The sequence below is a fragment of the Burkholderia sp. BCC1638 genome (genome assembly GCF_902833195.1).
Classification (GTDB): domain Bacteria; phylum Pseudomonadota; class Gammaproteobacteria; order Burkholderiales; family Burkholderiaceae; genus Burkholderia; species Burkholderia diffusa.
In genome coordinates, this window is sequence record NZ_CADFEC010000035.1 from 24829 (window position 1) to 43404 (window position 18576).

Below are 18576 nucleotides of genomic sequence, written 5' to 3' on the forward strand. Positions count from 1 at the left end.
ACGATTCGCCCAACTATCGCAAAAGCGTTCCAGCCAGTAATATCGGGCCTAATCCGTTGTTTCGGAGGTCTGTCCATGGTTGCGTGTCCCGCGAACGAACAGACGTCGGGACAACCCGAACCATAGCCAGCCATCCTGACGGATGACGCACGCGAGCAGGACGCCGCCCTCTCAGATGAGCTCCGCCCGGTCAAACCACACGCCGCCGACCCGACCGCTGCGCGCGCCGCGCAAGTCGCGCCGGCGCGCGCTGTTCGCGATCCCGCTGCTCGGGATGCTGGCGCTCGCGCTGCTGTGGGCGGTGATCGTCGCGCGGCTGTCGGTCGAAAAGGACAGCGCGTACAAGGAAGCGGCGGCTTCTGCGGCGATCCTGTCGTCCGCGCTCGAACAGCACACGGTCAAGGCCATCCATCAGGTCGACCAGATCACCCGCTTCGTCAAGTTCGAATTCGAGAAATCGCCCGCGCACTTCAACCTCGCGAGCGCGGTCGAAAAAGGCGTTGTGCCGAGCGACACGCTGATCCAGGTTTCGCTCGTCAACGCGAAGGGCGTCCTGTTCGCGAACACGGCCGAACTCCATCCGAAGCCGATCAACCTGGCCGACCGCGAGCACTTCAAGGTCCACCTCGCGCACAACGACGATCGCCTGTACATCAGCAAGCCCGTGCTCGGCCGCGTGTCGAGCCACTGGACGCTGCAGATGACGCGGCGCCTGAACAATCCGGACGGCAGCTTCGCGGGCATCGTCGTGGTGTCGGAAGACCCGAGCTACTTCACGAACGACTTCTACAACAACGCGGCGATCGGCAAGGAAGGCGTGATCGCCGTGGTGTCCGACACGGGTACCGTCCTCGCGCGGCGAACCGGCTCGCTCAACAACGCGCCCGGTGCGTTCTCCGCGTCGGGCGTCTATCCGATCGCCGAGCGCGTGACGGGCACGATCATCGACCCGATCGACGGCGTGACGCGCATCGTGTCGTACCGCCACCTCGACGGCTATCCGCTCGCGGTGATGGTCGGGCTGTCGCAGTCCGAGGAATTCGCGGACTACTACCACACGCGCAACGTCTATCTGCTGATGACGAGCTTCATCACACTCGCGATGCTCGCATTCTTCGGCGTCGCGACGGGGTTGATCGGCAAACTGCTCGGCCGCGAGCGCGAGATGACCCAGCTCGCCGAATACGATCTCCTCACCGGCCTCGCGAACCGCTACGCGACGCTGCGCGGGCTGCGCAACGACGTGTCGATGCCGGCCAGCCTGTCGCGGCTCGGCCTGCTGTTCATCGACCTCGACAACTTCAAGACCGTCAACGACACGCTCGGCCACAACGCCGGCGACATCGTGCTGCAGATGACCGCGTCGCGCCTGTCGGATGCCGTCGGCGACGAAGGGTCGCTCGCACGGATTGGCGGCGACGAGTTCGTCGTCGTGATGAAGGGCGACGACGTCGAACGGCGCGCGGTGCGGCTCGCGGAAGCGATCATCCGGATGTTCGCCGAGCCGTTCGACGTGCGCGGCAGTTCGTTCGTGCTGCACGCGAGCATCGGCATCGCGCTGCACACCGTCGCGAACGAAAGCGAGATCGACCTGCTGAAGAAGGCAGACCTTGCAATGTACAGCGCGAAGGACGCGGGCAAGAACTGCTACCAGTTCTACGCGCCGCACCTGTCGCATCGCGCGGACCACCTGATGCGCTGGGAACAGCAATTGCGCGTCGCGCTCGCCGAGGGGCAGCTGTTCCTCGCCTACCAGCCGAAGATCGACCTGACGCACCGCACGATCACCGGCTTCGAGGCGCTCGCGCGCTGGGATCACCCCGAGCACGGCATCATCTCCGCGAACGAATTCATTTCGATTGCCGAGTCGACGGGCCTGATCGTGCCGATCGGCGACTTCGTGATCCGCACCGCGTGCGAACAGATCGCGCGCTGGCGCGACGACGGCCACGACACGCTGACGCTCGCGGTCAACATCTCGCCGGTGCAGTTCTGGCGCGGCGACCTGATCGAGACGATTTCGCAGGCGCTGCAGGACACCGGCATCGAGGCGAACCGGCTCGAAATCGAGATCACCGAGACCGCGATGATGGAATATCCGGAGCTCGTGTCCGAGAAGATCGTCGCGTTGAAGAAGCTCGGCATCCGGATCGCGCTCGACGATTTCGGCACCGGCTATTCGTCGCTGTCGTACCTGCACCGCTTCTCCGTCGATACGCTGAAGGTCGACCGCTCGTTCGTGCAGGCGATTCCGAACGATCGCAGCGTGTGCGTGATGGTGTCGTCGATCGTGCATCTCGCGCGCTCGCTCGGCCTGACGGTGGTCGTCGAAGGCACCGAAACCGAGGAGCAGATCGCATGGCTGTCCGCGCTCGGCGAGATCGAGGCGCAGGGCTTCCTGTTCTCCCGCCCCGTGCCGGCCGACGCGATCCCCGCGCTGATCGCGCGCTTCGGCGTGCGCGGCGACCGGCCGAGTGTCCTCGCGCACCGCGCAACCGGCAGCACGGGCGCCTGAGCCCGCTGCTCCCAGCCCGCGCGGCTATGTTGCGCAGCACACCGATTATTTCGGTTTCCGATCCGGTTGTTTAGTTCATTAACTAGCGTTTTCGCGCATGGCAGTGTCACGATGCGCGGCGGACAATCGGGAGGGCCATCGTGTCGGCGGGCCGCCGGCACGTTTCCACGCGCGAGACCAGGCCCAGCGCCAACAGCACCGTCATGACAACCATCGAAGTCGAAGCGGCCGAACGTGTCGAACAGACACAGGCATCCCTATGGGCCTTGTTCAAGGTCGTGGCCGGCATTTCCGCCGTGTCGTGGGGCGGGCTTTCGATGATGGCGCAGCTCGAACGCCACTACGTCGACCGGTTGCAGCGCATCGAGCCGCACGTGTTCGCCGATCTCGTCGCGCTCGCATGGCTCGTGCCAGGCCCCGTCGGCTGCAATGTTGCGGTGCAGGTCGGCCAGACGCTGCACGGCCGCATCGGCGCATGGATCGCCGGCATCGCGAGCGTGCTGCCGTTCTCCGTGTTGATGACGCTGTTCGCGATCTTCTACCGCACGCCGATCGTGCGCTCGCTCGCGGCGCCGATGCTGATCAATCACTTCGGGATGGTGCTCGCCGCGCTGATCGGCGTCACGTGGGTCAAGCAGCTGCGCACGCTCGCGAGCACGCGGCTCGAACGGGCGATCGCCGCGCTCTCGACGATTCTGCTCGCTTTCGCGCATAGTCCGGCCGCTTTCGTCGGGATTCTCTTCGCTGCGTTCGCGGCCGGCTGGCTGACCGGGCCGCCGCAACACGACGCGGTCGACTTCACGCTGTCCAAACGCGACCGCAACCTGCTCGTGCTGCTCGCCGTGCTCGTCGCGCTGTTCGCGCTGCCGCTGCCCGGCGACTACCAGGAGACGCTGCTGTGGCCGCGGCTCGCCGGCGCCGGCATGACACTGTTCGGCGGCGGCTTCTCCGCGCTGCCCGTGCTCAAGACGCTGTTCGTGTCGCCGGCCACCGGCATCTCCGATCACGACTTCACGCTCGCGTTCGCGTTGTCGCCGGTGTCGCCCGGCCCGCTGCTGAACGTCGTGCCGTTTCTCGGCTACCTGACCGACGGCTGGACCGGCGCGCTGCTCGCGACCGCCGCGCTGTTCATTCCGTCGGGGTGTCTCGTCGTGTTCGCGCAGAACCATCTGTTCCGGCTCAAGCGCCACTCGCGCTTCGAGCACGGAATGCGCCTGCTGCGCGCGGCGACGACGGGTTTTCTCGTCGTCGCCGTCGTGAGGATCCTGCACCGCGAACCGGCCGATCCGGTCTACTGGCTCACGGGCGCCTTTGCGACGCTGTGCTTCGCGCGCTTCAAGGTGCCCGTGTACGCCGTCTACGGTGCGGTCGCGATCGTATGCGGCGGATGGCTGTTGTGGGCCGCCATCGCGCACTGACGGCAACCCCTCCCACCACCGCCGGCCGCTCGCCGCTCAGCTCGCCTGCACCGCGACGCGGCGTGCGACCCAGCGTGCACGCAGCGCGTCGTACGCGAGGTTGAAGCAGAACGTGTACGGCAGGAAGAACAGCACGATGCCGAGGTCGAGCAGCAGCGCCTCGACGAGGCTCACGTTCAGCCACCACGCGGCCACCGGCACCACCATCGCGACCAGGCCGAGCTCGAACACGACCGCGTGCGCGATCCGCATCCCGAGCGTGCGCGTGAGGCCGGCGCGGCGCTCAAAACGGTCGAACAGCGTATTGAACGTCATGTTCCAGGCCATCGCGATCAGCGACACCATCACCGTCAGCACGCCGACGTGCGATACCGGCATGTCAAGCAGCCACGCGCCGATCGGCGCGCACAGCGCGATCGCCACCAGCTCGAACGTCAGCGCGTGAACGAGGCGTTCCGTCACCGTTTTGTTCATCTGTTTCATGGTTCCCTCCAATTAATCGGTGCAACGTATGCCGGCCATTTTGATCGGTGCAACTGCGTGAATCCAGTTTGATATCATCGGTTTTACCGATACAACGATGTGAGATCCACGCATGCGCCACGCCCCCGAAGCCCTGCTCGCCTTCGCCGAAGCCGCGCTGCTCGGCTCGTTCACGGCCGCCGCGCGCAAGCTCGGCAAGCGCCAGTCGACGGTGTCCGAAGCGATCGCGAACCTCGAGATCGATCTCGGCGTGCAGCTGTTCGACCGCTCGACGCGCACACCGACGCTGACCGATGCCGGACGCGCGCTGCTGCCGCAGGTGCAGCGCGCACTGGAAGCCGGCGCGGCGATCGACCGCACCGCCGCGCGGCTCGCGCAGGGGGAGGAAGCACGGCTGACGCTCGTCGTGTCCGATACGTATCAATCGAAGCGTTACGAGGAAACCTTGATGGCGCTCGAGCGGCGCTTTCCGACGCTGGAACTCGAATGCCAGATTGCCGAACACGAGGACGTGCTCGACCTGATCCAGCAGGGCCGCGCACAGCTCGGGCTGATGGCCGCGCGCGCCGTCTACCCGCCCGATATCGGCGCGGCGACGGTGGCGGAGGAATCGGAGATCGGGCTGTTCGTCGGGCGTACGCACGCGCTGGCGGCCTGCGGCGACGCTGACGTGCCGCATTCGGCGCTGCGCGACGCACGCGAGCTGCGCCTCAACACGTACGTGAAACCGGAGGATCGCGGCGCCGACGACCGGATCGTCATCGGCACGCAGCGCTGGCTCGCGCCGAGCTACCTGATGCTGCTGGAGATGGCGGTGCTGGGGTTCGGCTGGGCCGAGCTGCCGCGCTGGATGGTCGAGCACTTCGCGCGCGATCGCCTCTGCGAGCTGCGCTCGCGCGGCTGGCCGCGCCGCGTGCGGGTCGACGCGGTGTGGTCGCGCAACCGGCCGCTCGGCCCGGCCGGCGCGTGGCTGCTCGACGCGATGCTGGCTGCGTAGCGGCGCGCGGCATCGCGCCGGCGGCAGGCGCCGAACGGCGCCGCAAGGTGAGGATTCGCGCTCAGAAGCCGCGCGACAGCACGGCCGCGCCGATCGTCACGACGCCGAGCACGAGGTTGACGACGACGAGCAGGCGCACCGTGTTCACCGCGCGCGCGCCGTCCGGCCAGTTCTGCGCCTGCACCGCGCGGCGGATGCGCGGGAACAGCGCGAACCGGATGTGGCCGAAGATCAGCATCATCACAACACCGAGCCCCGCCATCGCGTGCAGCGTCCACGTCGCGTGCGCGCCGCCGAATGCCGTGAGCAGGAAACCGCCGGACAGCAGGATCACGATCACCGAGCCCGACACCCAGTTGAAGAAGCGGCCGAACACGCCCTCGATCAGCGGCAGCCGCAACTGCGGCGTCAGGTCGGACAGCGCCGGGCGCAGGCAGAAGTTCGCGAAGACCATCCCGCCCACCCACACGGCGACGGCCAGCAGATGAAGAAACAGCGCGACGGCAACGGCGTGGGACATGGCGGCAATCCTGGTATGAGTTGAGTGCAACGAACGGCCGCGTCACGCGCGGTCTCGAGCGACGTTCGACCGGCGCGTCGCCGCGCGGTTCAGACCCCTGGCGGAATTTCACAATATTTTGCAAGTTCCGTGTGACGGCGCCACTCGCGCTTACCTGAATGCGTCGCGCAAAAAAGAACCGGCCGCACGCCCGCCGAAGCGGAGGTGCGGCCTTCGATGCCGGTCGAACCGGCCAACGGATGCGGCGTCAGCCGAGCAGCGGACGCAGCTCGTTGACGACCTTGAGCTTCGTTTCCGGCGCGCGACCCTTGCGTGCACGCTTGCCGACGTGCGGCGCGAGCCCCGCGTACGACAGCGTTTCGTCCTGCGCCTTGCCGCCGCGACCGGTGCCGATCAGCACGACGCCGGCCGGGTCGATCGCGAGCGCCTGCACGAGCGTTTCCTTGTCGTCGAGCGCCATCAGGATCACGCCGCGACCGCCGCCCGACAGCGTTTTCATCTCGTCCATCCCGAACACCAGCAGACGGCCGCCGCTCGACAGACATGCGACCTGCGTCGCGTTCGGCAGCACGGGCATCGGCGCGAGCGGCACCGCGCCCGCATCGATGGTCATGAACGACTTGCCGGCCTTCACGCGGCTCACCATGTCGCCGACCTTCGCGAGGAAGCCGAAGCCGTTGCTCGACGCGAGCAGCAGTTGCTGGTCGGCCGGCGCCGCGTAGTAGTGCATCAGGTGCGAGCCCGACTCGAGCTCGATCAGCGACGTCACCGGCACGCCGTCGCCGCGCCCGCCCGGCAGCACCGACACGTCGACCGAGTACACGCGGCCGCTGCTGCCCCACGCGATCAATCGATCGGGCGTGCGGCACTGGAACGCTGCATACAGGTGATCGCCTGCCTTGAACGAGAAGCCGGCCGGGTCGAGCCCGTGGCCCTTCAGCGCACGCACCCAGCCCTTCTGCGATACGACGACCGTCACCGGCTCGTCGACGACCTTCGCCTCGAACGTCGCGCGCTTTTCCTGCTGGATCAGCGTGCGGCGATCGTCGCCGTACTGCTTCGCATCGGCCTCGATCTCCTTGATCATCAGCCGCTTCATCGCGCTTTCGTTCGCGAGCAGTTCCTCGAGCTTCGCCTTCTCGTCGCGCAGCGCCTCGAGTTCCTTCTCGATCTTGATCTTCTCGAGCCGCGCGAGCTGACGCAGGCGGATTTCGAGGATGTCTTCGGCCTGGCGGTCGCTGAGGCCGAACGCGCTCATCAGCGCGGCCTTCGGCTCATCCGACTCGCGGATGATGCGGATCACCTCGTCGATGTTCAGGAAGACGATCATCCGCCCTTCGAGGATGTGGATGCGGTCGTCGACCTTCGCGAGACGATGGCGGCAGCGGCGTGTCATCGTCAGCTGGCGGAACTTCACCCATTCGTCGAGGATCGTCAGCAGCCCTTTCTGGCCCGGCCGGCCGTCGGCGCCGATCATCACGAGGTTCAGTGTCGCGTTCGACTCGAGGCTCGTGTACGCGAGCAGCGTGTTCACGAATTCCGTCTGGTCGATCGTGCGCGACTTCGGCTCGAACACGAGCCGCACCGCCGCTTCCTTGCCCGACTCGTCGCGCACCGCGTCGAGCAGGTCGAGCATCGCCTTCTTGGTGTTGAGCTGCTCGGGCGTGAGCGTCTTCTTGCCGAGCTTGAGCTTCGGGTTGGTGAGTTCCTCGATTTCCTCGAGCACCTTCTGGCCCGACGTGTTCGGCGGCAGCTCGGTGACGACCAGCTGCCACTGGCCGCGCGCGAGATCTTCGATCTTCCAGCGCGCGCGCGCCTTCAGGCTGCCGCGGCCGGTTTCATAGGCCGCCGCGATCTCGGTGTCGCTCGAGATGATCTGGCCGCCGCCCGGGAAGTCCGGGCCGGGGATCAGGTTCATCAGCTCCGCATGCGTGAGCTTCGGATTGCGGATCAACGCGACCGCCGCCGCCGCGACCTCGCGCAGGTTGTGCGACGGAATCTCGGTCGCGAGACCGACCGCGATGCCCGACGCGCCGTTCAACAGCACGAACGGCATGCGGCTCGGCAGCGTCTTCGGTTCCTCGAACGAGCCGTCGTAGTTCGGCATGAAGTCGACCGTGCCCTGGTCGATCTCGTCGAGCAGCAGTTTCGAGATCGGCGTGAGGCGCGCTTCGGTGTATCGCATCGCCGCCGCGCCGTCGCCGTCGCGCGAGCCGAAGTTGCCCTGTCCGTCGATCAGCGGATAGCGCAGCGAGAAATCCTGCGCGAGACGCACGAGCGCGTCGTATGCCGACTGGTCGCCGTGCGGGTGGTATTTACCGAGCACGTCGCCGACCACGCGCGCCGACTTCACCGGCTTCGCGTCCGGGCCGAGGCCCATTTCGTTCATCGCGAACAGGATCCGGCGCTGCACCGGCTTCTGGCCGTCGCACACGTCGGGCAGCGCGCGGCTCTTCACGACGCTGACCGCGTAGCTGAGGTACGCCTGCTCCGCGTAGTTGCCGAGCGTCAGCGCATCGGCGTCCGGTGCGTCGGATCCGGCGAAGAGATCGGAAGTATTGTCGTCCATCTGAATTCCGTATTCGTAAGTGGCGTGAGGCCGGGCCGGGCGTCATGCCCGGCCGCGCGGGTTTAGATGTCCGCTTCGACGTCGTTGCCCTTTTCCTCGAGCCAGCCGCGTCGCGCGGCTGCCTCGCCCTTGCCCATCAGCATGGTCATCCGCGCGACGGTCGCCTCGTAGTCGAGTTCGCCGAGCTTCACCGGCATCAGGCGGCGCGTGTCGGGGTTCATCGTCGTGTCCCACAACTGCTCCGCGCTCATTTCGCCGAGACCCTTGAAGCGGCTGATGCTCCACTGCGTTTCGCGCACGCCGTCCTTGCGCAGCTTGTCGAGCGTCGCCTCGAGTTCACCTTCGTCGAGCGCATAGAGCTTCTGCGCGGGCTTCTTGCCGCGCGCGGGCGCATCGACGCGGAACAGCGGCGGCCGCGCGACATGCACGTGACCGCGCTCGATCAGCTGCGGGAAATGCTTGAAGAACAGCGTAAGCAGCAGCACCTGGATGTGCGAGCCGTCGACGTCCGCGTCCGACAGGATGCAGATCTTGCCGTAGCGCAGGTTCGACAGGTCGACAGTGTCGTCGGGGCTATGCGGATCGACGCCGATCGCGACCGAGATGTCGTGCACCTCGTTGTTCGCGAACAGGCGGTCACGCTCGGTTTCCCACGTATTCAGCACCTTGCCGCGCAGCGGCAGGATCGCCTGATATTCCTTGTCGCGGCCCATCTTCGCGGAACCGCCCGCCGAGTCGCCCTCGACGAGGAACAGTTCGTTGCGCGCGATATCTTCCGTCTCGCAGTCGGTCAGCTTGCCCGGCAGCACCGCGACGCCCGAGCTCTTGCGCTTCTCGACCTTCTGGCCGGCGCGCGTGCGCGCCTGCGCCTGCTTGATCACCAGCTCGGCGAGCTTCTTGCCGTGCTCGACGTGCTGGTTCAGCCACAATTCGAGCGCCGGACGCGAGAACGACGATACGAGCTTCACCGCGTCGCGGCTGTTCAGGCGCTCCTTGATCTGCCCCTGGAACTGCGGATCCAGCACCTTCGCGGACAGCACGAACGACACGCGCGCGAACACGTCTTCCGCGAGCAGCTTCACGCCCTTCGGCTGCAGGTTGTGCAGTTCGACGAAGCTCTTGACTGCCTGGTAGAGACCGTCGCGCAGGCCCGACTCGTGCGTGCCGCCGGCCGGCGTCGGGATCAGGTTCACGTACGACTCGCGCACGAGCGATCCTTCCTCGCTCCATGCGACGACCCACGACGCGCCTTCCCCTTCGGCGAAGGTTTCGTCGGTCGAACGCGCATCGGCGAAGCGCTCGCCTTCGAACAGCGGAATCAGCAGCTCGCTGCCGTTCATCTCGTCGAGCAGGTAGCCGCGCAGGCCGTCCTCGTACTTCCACGCCTGGCGCTCGCCAGTCTTCTCGTTGACGAGCACGACTTCGACGCCCGGCAGCAGCACGGCCTTCGAGCGCAGCAGACGCTGCAGCTCGCCGAGCGGCAGGTTCGGCGAATCGAAATACTTCGGATTCGGCCAGACCTGCACGCGCGTGCCGGACTTCTTCTCGCCGCGGCCCGCGCCTTGCGTCGCGAGCGGCTTCACGACGTCGCCTTCGGCGAAGCCGAGCTCGGCGATCTTGCCGTCGCGCCAGACCGTCACGTCGAGACGCGTCGCGAGCGCGTTCGTCACCGACACGCCGACGCCGTGCAGGCCGCCCGAGAACGTGTACGCGCCGCCGGCGGCCTTGTCGAACTTGCCGCCCGCGTGCAGGCGCGTGAACACGATCTCGACGACCGGCACGCCCTCTTCGGGGTGCATCCCGAACGGGATGCCGCGGCCGTCGTCCTCGACCGACACCGACTGGTCGGCATGCAACGTGACCGTGATCTGCTTGCCGTAGCCGCCGAGCGCCTCGTCGGACGCGTTGTCGATGACTTCCTGAATGATGTGCAGCGGATTTTCGGTACGGGTGTACATGCCGGGCCGCTGCTTGACCGGCTCGAGACCCTTGAGCACCTTGATCGATGCTTCGCTATAGGCCGCGCTGGGCTTCTTCGTTGACATAGGCGCTGAATTTCGTCATTCATCGGGACGTTGTCCACACCTCGTGTGGATAACGTCGTGGACAAAACGTTGAGTTCCGTAAAAAAGCGAATCGAAACAACGGTGTGCTTGGACTGCTCCGAAAGCGGGCGCGCGGCGTTCGCTGCGCTGCCCGGGACGCGCGGTATTTTACTGGTTCCGCGTGGCGCGCCGTCGCAAGATCACTCACGCGGCGCACGGGGCGTCAGACCGGCTTGCGCTTTGCCTCGAGCGTCTCCCACCGTTCGAGCGCGGCGAGGAGCTCGTCGTCGATCGCCGCGAACCGTTCGGTCAGGCGCGTGCCTTCCTGCGGATCCTTCGCGAAGATCGAACCGTCCTCCAGCTGCGCGTTGATCGTCTTCTGTTCTTCCTCGAGCGCCGCGATCTTCTCCGGCAGCGCATCGAGTTCGCGCTGCTCGTTGAACGACAGCTTCACCGTGCGCTGTGCGTTGCGGCCGGCCGCGCTTTTCGCCGCGTCTTCCTTGATCGGCGCCGCTTCCTTCACCGCGCGCTTCGCCGCCTCCTGCTGCGCGAGTTGCTGCGAACGCTCGCTCTGGATCTGCCAGTCGGTGAAGCCGCCGACGTATTCGCGCCACTTGCCGTCGCCCTCGGCCGCGATCACCGACGTGACGACGTTGTCGAGGAACGCGCGATCGTGGCTGACGAGCAGCACCGTGCCGTCGTAGTCGGCCAGCAGCTCTTCGAGCAGTTCGAGCGTCGGGATGTCGAGGTCGTTGGTCGGTTCGTCGAGCACCAGCACGTTGGCCGGCCGCGCGAACAGGCGCGCGAGCAGCAGCCGGTTGCGCTCGCCGCCCGACAGCGACTTCACCGGCGAGCGTGCGCGCTCCGGCGCGAACAGGAAGTCGCCGAGATAGCTCATCACGTGCTTGCGCACGCCGCCGATCTCGACCCATTCGCTACCGGGGCTGATCGTGTCGGCCAGGCTCTTTTCCTGGTCGAGCTGCGCGCGCATCTGGTCGAAATAGGCGACCTGCAGGTTCGTGCCGGTGCGCACCGTGCCCGCGTCGGGCTTCAGTTCGCCGAGGATCAGCTTGAGCAGCGTAGTCTTGCCGGCGCCGTTCGGGCCGACGAAACCGATCTTGTCGCCGCGCATGACCGTCGTCGAGAAGGTGTCGACGACCGTGCGATCGCCGTAGCGCTTCGTCACGTCCGTCAACTCCGCGACGATCTTGCCCGACTTCTCGCCCTGCGCGACGTCGAGCTTCACGTTGCCCTGCGAATTGCGGCGCTCCGCGCGCTCGTTGCGCATCTGCACGAGGCGCGCGATGCGGCCGACGCTGCGCGTGCGGCGCGCCTCGACGCCCTTGCGGATCCACACTTCTTCCTGCGCGAGCAATTTGTCGAACTTCTCGTTTTCCACGCGCTCGACTTCGAGCTGCTGCGCCTTGCGCGTCTGATACGCGGAGAAATTGCCCGGATACGACAGCAGCCGGCCGCGGTCGAGCTCGACGATGCGCGTCGCGACGCGGTCGAGGAACGCGCGATCGTGGGTGATGAACAGCAGGCCCGCGCGCTGCGAGACGAGCAGTTCTTCCAGCCAGCGGATGCCGTCGAAGTCGAGGTGGTTGGTCGGTTCGTCGAGCAGCAGCACGTCTGGCTGGAGCACGAGCGCGCGCGCCAGCGCGACACGCTTCTGCATCCCGCCCGACAGCGCGTCGACCTGCGCGTCGCCGTCCGTCAGGCCGATCTGCGCGAGCGTCATCGACACGCGCGTACGCCAGTTCCATGCATCGTGCGCATCGAGCGACGACTGCAGCGCGTTCATCCGCGCGAGCAACGCGTCGTGCTCGGCGCCTTCGGGCGTCTCCGCGAGGCGGTGCGCGATCGAATCGTATTCTTCGAGCACTTCGCGCGTGTGCGCGAGCCCCGATGCGACGGCGTCGAACACGGTCGCGCCCGGTTCGAATTCGGGCTCCTGCGGCACGTAGACGGTCACGAGCTCCTGCTGGCGCGTGATCAGCCCGTCGTCGGGCTTCGCCAGCCCGGCGACGATCTTGAGCAGCGACGACTTGCCCGCGCCGTTGCGACCGATCAGGCCGACGCGCTCGCCGGCCTCCAGCGAGAAATCCGCGTGATCGAGCAACGCGACGTGACCGAACGCGAGTTGCGCGCCGGTAATGGAATAAAGCGACATGGGGAGACGGCGGAGAGAGAAATCGGAAGCGCCCATTGTACCGGTGGCGGACGCCTGCGCCGGGATGGCCGGACGGACTAGGCCGGTGCGCGGCTCATTTCGTGCCGCGGCGGCATGACGGCGCGCCCGGCGGACGGGGCCGGCATGCGACGCGGCGATGTTGCGCAGCCCCCGCGGCGGGCATCCGGCCGCAGCTTCCCGGCCGGGTGCCTGCATGCGGGCGGTGCGATTACTTCACGTTGACCGAGATCGTCGAGCTCAGTTCGGGACCGTACGAACGGTGCGCGCCGTCGCCGAGCTGCAGCGTCAGCGTGTGCTGGCCGGGCGGCAGCGTCACGTCGGTTTCGGTCTGGCCCTTGCCGAAGTGCAGCGAATGGTCCGTCGCGGGGATCACGTCACCCTTCGGCACCGGCTTGCCGTCGATCAGCAGGTGATGGTGGCCCGTATCCGGCGTCATGTCGCCGGCCGGCTTGAGCCCCATGCCTTCGAGGCCGAACTTCACGTGCACGGGGCTCGACACCATCGCGCCGTCCTTCGGCTCGACGAAAAACACGCGCGCCTCGGCACGCGCGAGCGTCGACACGGCCAGAGCCGCGACACATACCGCACCCGCGATCCACTTCTTGTTGAGCATCGTTTACTCCTTCAGATTGAAAGGCTCACGAAGCATACACTGCGTGCCCGGCCCGCGCGATGACGTCCGTTGTTCGCGATGCGCACGTTTAAAACGACGTTGCAGAGGCGTTCGGCGAAATTCCGGTACCATTGCGCCTTTCGTCCGCCGGCCACGCCGCGGACGGCATCACAGATTTTCATCATTCCGAGCACCACATGAGCGAAGTAACCGAATACCAGAGCTGGGTCTGCCTGATTTGCGGGTGGGTCTACAACGAAGCGGAAGGCCTGCCCGACGAGGGCATCCCCGCCGGCACCCGTTTCGCCGACATTCCCGCCGACTGGCGCTGCCCGCTGTGCGACGTGGGCAAGGAAGATTTCGTCGTCGTCGATTTCTGATTCGGGCTTCCGGACATGATCGAGCGCGCGCGGCGCGCATCGGCACGCATTCCGTCCGCCGATGCGCCGCGCGTTTGCTATACTCTGCGCGCTGTCCACATCGCCGTCCCGTTCGCGTCTTCTGTGCGTGAAACTGCGGACATGGCTCTCCCCGTAGTTCAATGGATAGAACAAGCGCCTCCTAAGCGCTAGATACAGGTTCGATTCCTGTCGGGGGGACCAAGAATCCCCCAAAGTTCCACCAGCTTCGCCACAAGAACCCCGTCACGCTTGGCTGTGCGGGGTTTTTTGTTGCAAACTTCCACCAGCAACCCCCAGTGGAAACAACCCCCGACTTGGGGTTGTTTTGGGGGTTCTGCAAAACACCCCCAGAAAACAACCCCCGAGGCACCAGCACATGGCGCTCACCGACCTCAAGGTCCGCACAGCCAAGCCCACTGAGAAACAACAGAAGCTTTATGACGGTGGCGGACTGCTGCTATTGATAACGCCAGCCGGCGGCAAACGATGGGTTCTCAAGTACCGCGTTGATGGTAAAGAAAAGAGCCTGGCGCTCGGCACGTATCCGGATGTTTCGCTCGCCGAGGCGCGCGCTCGCCGCGATAACGCGCGTGAGAAGCTCGCCGCAGGCGTTGACCCAGGCGAAGCCAAGAAAGCCGACAAGCGCGCTGCGCAACTGGCCGCCGCCAGCTCGTTCGAAATCGTCGCGCGCGAATGGTTTGAGACTCAGCGCGGTGGATGGTCGGAGGTGTATGCAGGCAAGGTCATCAACTGCCTGGAAGTCGACGTATTTCCCCGACTCGGCGCTCGCCCTATCGCGAGCATTGATGCTCCCGAGTTGCTGGCGATCATCCGCACCGTCGAATCTCGCGGCGTTCGCGAGACGGCCAAGCGGGTTCTGCAGCGTTCGCGTGCCGTGTTTCAGTACGGCATCATGACCGGCCGCTGTACTCGAAACCCGGCGGCCGACATTGACGCGGAAACCGTATTGAAGAAGAGCGCCGGCGTACAGCATATGGCGCGGGTGAAAGCGACCGAGATCCCGCAGCTCATGCGCGACATTGACCAATACTCAGGCGATTTGGTCACGCGGCTCGCCCTGCGTTTCATGGCGCTTACGTTCGTGCGAACGAAAGAAATGATCCAGGCCGAGTGGCCAGAGATCAATGTTGATGCCGCTGAATGGCGCGTGCCCGCCGATCGCATGAAGATGCGCGATCCGCACATCGTCCCGCTGTCCCGGCAGGCAATTGACGTTCTGACACAGTTGCACGCGATCAACGGCCAGCAGCGCTTCGTCTTCTACAGCGTACAGGGCCGAAGTCATATCTCGAACAACACGATGCTGTATGCCCTGTATCGCATGGGCTACAAGTCGCGCATGACCGGACACGGCTTCCGCGGCCTCGCAGCGACAGCGCTGCGTGAACTGGGATACAGCCGCGACGTTGTCGAACGCCAGATGGCGCACGCGGAGCGCAACCAAGTCACCGCAGCCTACGTCCATGCCGAGTATCTGCCAGAGCGTCGCAAAATGATGCAGCGCTGGGCCGACTACCTCGACGAATTGAAGGCAGGTGCAAAGGTACTGCCCTTCACATCATCCAATGGCTGATTGCGCTACCTGTAACAATAGCATCGCGGACTTCCAGGGAACCGGGGAGCCGACCCGTTGGCAGCGTGCAAAATTCAGACGTTCCATACGTCCTCTAGATGCGCGGCTCTCTATGTAACCCGAAGCTCGTTTCCTTTAGCTTTACTAGTACAATTCAAGAACTTTCCTGCGCGCTGAGCGGTGATTGCTAAAAAAATGACGCCCGATGAATTTAAAAAAATACTTCGTGAACGTGCCGCCTGCGACATTGTTCCTGAGTACATCACGTCTGGAGACCCTGGGCCGGTAGTTACCAAGGAAGCCCTTGAGTTCGTCGTCGAGCAGACCCGCATTGTCTTTCAGATTCCTTCCGACGCGTCGGTGAAGCCGATCGTAGTCGGCTCAGCAAAGCTGGGATTCTCGTTTACCGAAAAAATCAAACCTGAATACAAGCCGCGGTACAGAGCCTATCAACCTGGCGTTTCAGACATTGATCTTGCGCTGGTAAGCCCGCTTTTGTATGTGAAGGTCTGGAAGGATATAGCTGTATACGGGTCAAATCAGACAAAATTCCCATGGAGATCCCAAGACCTCGGAGACTACATGCTGCATGGCTGGCTACGTCCCGACAAATTCCCGACACCGTCGCCGCCTGGATGTGCAAATTGGTTCGACCTTTTGAGCCGCCTGAATCGAAGCGATCACTTCAGACACAAAAGACTCAGATGCGGACTCTATTATTCAGCACACTTCCTCGAACTGTATCAACAGCGCGGCATTATTGAGGCAAAAAACGCAGAATTATCGGATCTATAACATGAAAACCTCCCCATCCAGTCTTAAAATTAGGCAAATAATTACACAAATGAAAGCTGCGAGCCTAATTCCTCGACCTGAATTTCAACGCCGCTTAGTATGGACCTCGGCGGACAAGGTTCGCTTCATCGATACAATTCTTAAGGGATATCCGTTCCCGGAAATCTACGTTGCGAATGGCGAAACGAACGTCGACACTGGCGAGGGAACGCAGTTGTTAGTAGATGGTCAGCAGCGAGTCACGACAATTTTTGAATATTTTCACGGAGATCCGTCTACATATGACGTGTCGATCCCCTCTTACGCCCAATTAGCAAAAGAGCAGAAGGAAGAGTTTTTAAACTATGACGTTGCGGTGCGAGATCTCGGCCCCGTTAACTACGACCAGATCATTGAAGTATTTAAACGAATAAACTCAACAAAATATTCACTGAACGACATCGAAATCAACAATGCAGTTTACGCGGGCGAATTAATGCGTTTTGCCGCCGGATTTGCCGAGCATGATTTTTTTGACAATCACAAAGTATTTCGCGCGGCAGACATCAAGAGAATGGGGGATGTGCGATTTGTTCTGCAAGTTTTAATCACGATGATGGATGGCTACTTCAATCGTGACGAGCCTTTCGAGTCATATTTGATAAGATTTAACGATCACTTCCCCGACCGGGATTTTTATAGCAATCGCATGATCGATCTTTTTTCATATATTGACGAATGCGGATTCTCACCGAAATCTCGATTGTGGAAGAGATCCGATCTGTTTACAGGGCTGATTGAAATTGACCGCGCCTTGGCCAATGGAACTATTCCTTCGCCACTAGAAACGGTTGCGAGGTTACAGAATTTCTACTCCGAAGTGGACGACCGGGGGCTGGACACAGAGAATCGTGCTGTGTCGCTTTACGCCAAGGCTGCAATCCAAGCGTCCAACGACCGGTTGAATAGGGTTCGACGCGGCGTAATCATAGATTCCGTGTTGTGCGGGCACGATCCCAATACAGCATTAATCCAGCAAGGCCTGCTCGATCCCGCATAGTTCTGATCCTCTTGTCGATACTACGGGGCAGATCCGTCGGGCATTGACGATTCGAGCTTCAGGCGATCGGCGGGCTGGCGGTCTCTTGTGGGACAGTTTAAGACGGCCGATATCCATGATATGCGTTCGGGGAACGCCTCGGCGAGTTGGCTGTCGTAGAAGAGCATTGCCCCGGTACACGATGCCACACTAGCGGCCCGCCGGGGGGCCGGGCAAATATTCCGGCAAGCTCATCAATCGTCCTTTCGGTCACACGAACTCGGTGCCAGCCTCGCAAGTTCCGTTTCGCGGCGACTGCCCTTCGCATCATTCAATGCCTGACTCGCACACCTGTATAAAAAAACAGTATTTCGATCTACAATCAATGACCACGGTTGCCAACTTACGGCATCCCGAAAGTCAAACCGCGCCTAGCTCGACGGGGCGAAAGCCGGGTGCCCAACCCGGTTGGCGCGGTTCTTAAACAGGGCTTTGCTACAGGGCTGGCAATGCGGGAGTTGGGTTCATTTAAGCGATGGTTCACTGTCTCGCAGGCAGCATCAGTCTTGAGAGAATCGTTCGGCGAAGACATCACGGAGATCGATGTCCTCGACCGCGTGTATGCGGGAGAGATCGCAGTGTGGTGGGACGCGACTGGACGATACGCAATGCCCATTGCCAGGGGTAGTCACTGCTTCGGCATTCGCCCGGATCAAACGATGCTCGCGCAACGACGTAAGATTTCTCCAGCTCAGCGGGAATTCTGGTCGCCACTCTCCGATCATGTCCGCTTGCTTGACGGCTTTCACCGTATTGCCGTCAACGCGAGGAAGGACCGCCAGGAAATCTTCGACGGCGATCGGATGGGAAAAATTGAATTCGCGGACGGAATCCTGCTGCTCGATCAAGACAACGAATCTCTGTTGCAGGTACTTCGAAGGATGCCTTCTCGGCCAGCAGGGTCAAACAGCGCGCGGGATTTCATCGTCGATTTGGAGTTTCCCTCCCCAGATACGTTTCGAATCGGTAGCGCCGATCTCCGCAATTTGTTGAACGATGACCGCGCCGGCACTGACGCTTCTGCACCGTCCGATCTTGGCGACCGGGAACGTACGTCCCTTCACAAGCAAATTGGCGCTCTCGCGCTTGCTCTAGCGAGCGCATCGAATCGCTATAGGAAGGGGGACGATCCAAACTCGTCGAGAATCGCCGAGGCAGTCACCGATATTCTCGACGCTCTGCCAGACGCCAAGCGACAAGGCACGGGATCGTCATCGATCAGAGCCAGTATCAAGGCAGGCCTTGATCTGCTTAACGAAGCTTGATCGATTTGCCAGCTAGCAGCGAGTTTTGCCAGCTGGCACCCGCGCCCGACGCAACATATTTAACTAGCGCCATGTTCAACAACCTTGTA

At 63.5% G+C, this 18576-nt stretch carries 14 protein-coding genes and 1 tRNA gene; 9 read left to right on the top strand and 6 right to left on the bottom strand.

Translation table 11 applies throughout. The annotated features are described in order from the left end of the window. Positions 1-175 precede the first annotated feature (175 nt). Both HWX22_RS27560 and HWX22_RS27565 read left to right on the top strand, forming a co-directional pair. Positions 176-2515 (top strand): EAL domain-containing protein, encoded by a 2340-nt coding sequence (locus HWX22_RS27560; protein ID WP_059527386.1) that lies wholly within the window; start codon positions 176-178, stop codon positions 2513-2515. Positions 2516-2718: 203 nt separating this feature from the next. Beyond that, positions 2719-3933, top strand: a complete 1215-nt coding sequence (locus tag HWX22_RS27565) for a chromate transporter (protein WP_059527389.1) — start codon at positions 2719-2721, stop codon at positions 3931-3933. A gap of 36 nt (positions 3934-3969) precedes the next feature. Here the strand turns inward: HWX22_RS27565 and HWX22_RS27570 are convergent, their stop codons facing one another. Next, complete coding sequence (locus HWX22_RS27570; protein ID WP_059527391.1) at positions 3970-4416, bottom strand: multidrug/biocide efflux PACE transporter; 447 nt, start codon at positions 4414-4416, stop codon at positions 3970-3972. Between the two features lie 112 nt (positions 4417-4528). Between HWX22_RS27570 and HWX22_RS27575 the strand changes: the two genes are divergently transcribed. Beyond that, positions 4529-5413 (top strand): LysR family transcriptional regulator, encoded by an 885-nt coding sequence (locus tag HWX22_RS27575; RefSeq protein ID WP_059527394.1) that lies wholly within the window; start codon positions 4529-4531, stop codon positions 5411-5413. A gap of 61 nt (positions 5414-5474) precedes the next feature. Here the strand turns inward: HWX22_RS27575 and HWX22_RS27580 are convergent, their stop codons facing one another. The 5 genes from HWX22_RS27580 to HWX22_RS27600 form a co-directional block, all read right to left on the bottom strand. Continuing rightward, positions 5475-5933, bottom strand: coding sequence for a CopD family protein (locus HWX22_RS27580; protein ID WP_059448642.1), 459 nt, complete (start codon positions 5931-5933; stop codon positions 5475-5477). A gap of 247 nt (positions 5934-6180) precedes the next feature. After that, the gene (gene parC / locus HWX22_RS27585; RefSeq protein ID WP_175916793.1) at positions 6181-8502 is read right to left on the bottom strand and encodes a DNA topoisomerase IV subunit A; all 2322 of its coding nucleotides are present in this window, start codon (positions 8500-8502) and stop codon (positions 6181-6183) included. 62 nt (positions 8503-8564) lie between these two features. Then, positions 8565-10547, bottom strand: coding sequence for a DNA topoisomerase IV subunit B (locus tag HWX22_RS27590; protein ID WP_059527399.1), 1983 nt, complete (start codon positions 10545-10547; stop codon positions 8565-8567). A gap of 223 nt (positions 10548-10770) precedes the next feature. After that, the gene (locus HWX22_RS27595) at positions 10771-12756 is read right to left on the bottom strand and encodes an ATP-binding cassette domain-containing protein (RefSeq protein WP_175916794.1); all 1986 of its coding nucleotides are present in this window, start codon (positions 12754-12756) and stop codon (positions 10771-10773) included. Positions 12757-12949: 193 nt separating this feature from the next. Next, positions 12950-13354 (bottom strand): DUF4399 domain-containing protein, encoded by a 405-nt coding sequence (locus tag HWX22_RS27600; protein ID WP_175916795.1) that lies wholly within the window; start codon positions 13352-13354, stop codon positions 12950-12952. 197 nt (positions 13355-13551) lie between these two features. Between HWX22_RS27600 and HWX22_RS27605 the strand changes: the two genes are divergently transcribed. The 6 genes from HWX22_RS27605 (at position 13552) to HWX22_RS27630 (ending at position 18487) form a co-directional block, all read left to right on the top strand. Continuing rightward, positions 13552-13734 carry a rubredoxin gene (locus HWX22_RS27605; protein ID WP_006478164.1) on the top strand — a complete coding sequence of 61 codons (183 nt, stop codon included), beginning with the start codon at positions 13552-13554 and terminating at the stop codon, positions 13732-13734. A gap of 147 nt (positions 13735-13881) precedes the next feature. Continuing rightward, positions 13882-13956 (top strand) — tRNA-Arg (locus HWX22_RS27610). Positions 13957-14131: 175 nt separating this feature from the next. Beyond that, on the top strand, positions 14132-15349 hold the full coding sequence (locus tag HWX22_RS27615; RefSeq protein WP_175916796.1) for an integrase arm-type DNA-binding domain-containing protein: 1218 nt from the start codon (positions 14132-14134) through the stop codon (positions 15347-15349). Positions 15350-15544: 195 nt separating this feature from the next. Next, the gene (locus tag HWX22_RS27620; protein WP_175916797.1) at positions 15545-16144 is read left to right on the top strand and encodes a hypothetical protein; all 600 of its coding nucleotides are present in this window, start codon (positions 15545-15547) and stop codon (positions 16142-16144) included. A 1-nt stretch (position 16145) separates the two neighbouring features. Then, positions 16146-17183, top strand: coding sequence for a DUF262 domain-containing protein (locus HWX22_RS27625; RefSeq protein ID WP_175916798.1), 1038 nt, complete (start codon positions 16146-16148; stop codon positions 17181-17183). A 434-nt stretch (positions 17184-17617) separates the two neighbouring features. Further along, a complete protein-coding gene (locus tag HWX22_RS27630; protein WP_175916799.1) occupies positions 17618-18487 on the top strand; it encodes a hypothetical protein in 870 nt (289 codons plus the stop codon). The last annotated feature ends 89 nt before the right edge of the window (positions 18488-18576 follow it).

Excerpts from the sequence above, each read along its gene's own strand:
- HWX22_RS27560 (WP_059527386.1), top strand. The coding sequence starts at position 176 with ATGAGCTCCGCCCGGTCAAACCACACGCCGCCGACCCGACCGCTGCGC.
- HWX22_RS27565 (WP_059527389.1), top strand. The coding sequence starts at position 2,719 with ATGACAACCATCGAAGTCGAAGCGGCCGAACGTGTCGAACAGACACAG.
- HWX22_RS27570 (WP_059527391.1), bottom strand. The coding sequence starts at position 4,416 with ATGAAACAGATGAACAAAACGGTGACGGAACGCCTCGTTCACGCGCTG.
- HWX22_RS27575 (WP_059527394.1), top strand. The coding sequence starts at position 4,529 with ATGCGCCACGCCCCCGAAGCCCTGCTCGCCTTCGCCGAAGCCGCGCTG.
- HWX22_RS27580 (WP_059448642.1), bottom strand. The coding sequence starts at position 5,933 with ATGTCCCACGCCGTTGCCGTCGCGCTGTTTCTTCATCTGCTGGCCGTC.
- parC (WP_175916793.1), bottom strand. The coding sequence starts at position 8,502 with ATGGACGACAATACTTCCGATCTCTTCGCCGGATCCGACGCACCGGAC.
- HWX22_RS27590 (WP_059527399.1), bottom strand. The coding sequence starts at position 10,547 with ATGTCAACGAAGAAGCCCAGCGCGGCCTATAGCGAAGCATCGATCAAG.
- HWX22_RS27595 (WP_175916794.1), bottom strand. The coding sequence starts at position 12,756 with ATGGGCGCTTCCGATTTCTCTCTCCGCCGTCTCCCCATGTCGCTTTAT.
- HWX22_RS27600 (WP_175916795.1), bottom strand. The coding sequence starts at position 13,354 with ATGCTCAACAAGAAGTGGATCGCGGGTGCGGTATGTGTCGCGGCTCTG.
- HWX22_RS27605 (WP_006478164.1), top strand. The coding sequence starts at position 13,552 with ATGAGCGAAGTAACCGAATACCAGAGCTGGGTCTGCCTGATTTGCGGG.
- HWX22_RS27615 (WP_175916796.1), top strand. The coding sequence starts at position 14,132 with ATGGCGCTCACCGACCTCAAGGTCCGCACAGCCAAGCCCACTGAGAAA.
- HWX22_RS27620 (WP_175916797.1), top strand. The coding sequence starts at position 15,545 with ATGACGCCCGATGAATTTAAAAAAATACTTCGTGAACGTGCCGCCTGC.
- HWX22_RS27625 (WP_175916798.1), top strand. The coding sequence starts at position 16,146 with ATGAAAACCTCCCCATCCAGTCTTAAAATTAGGCAAATAATTACACAA.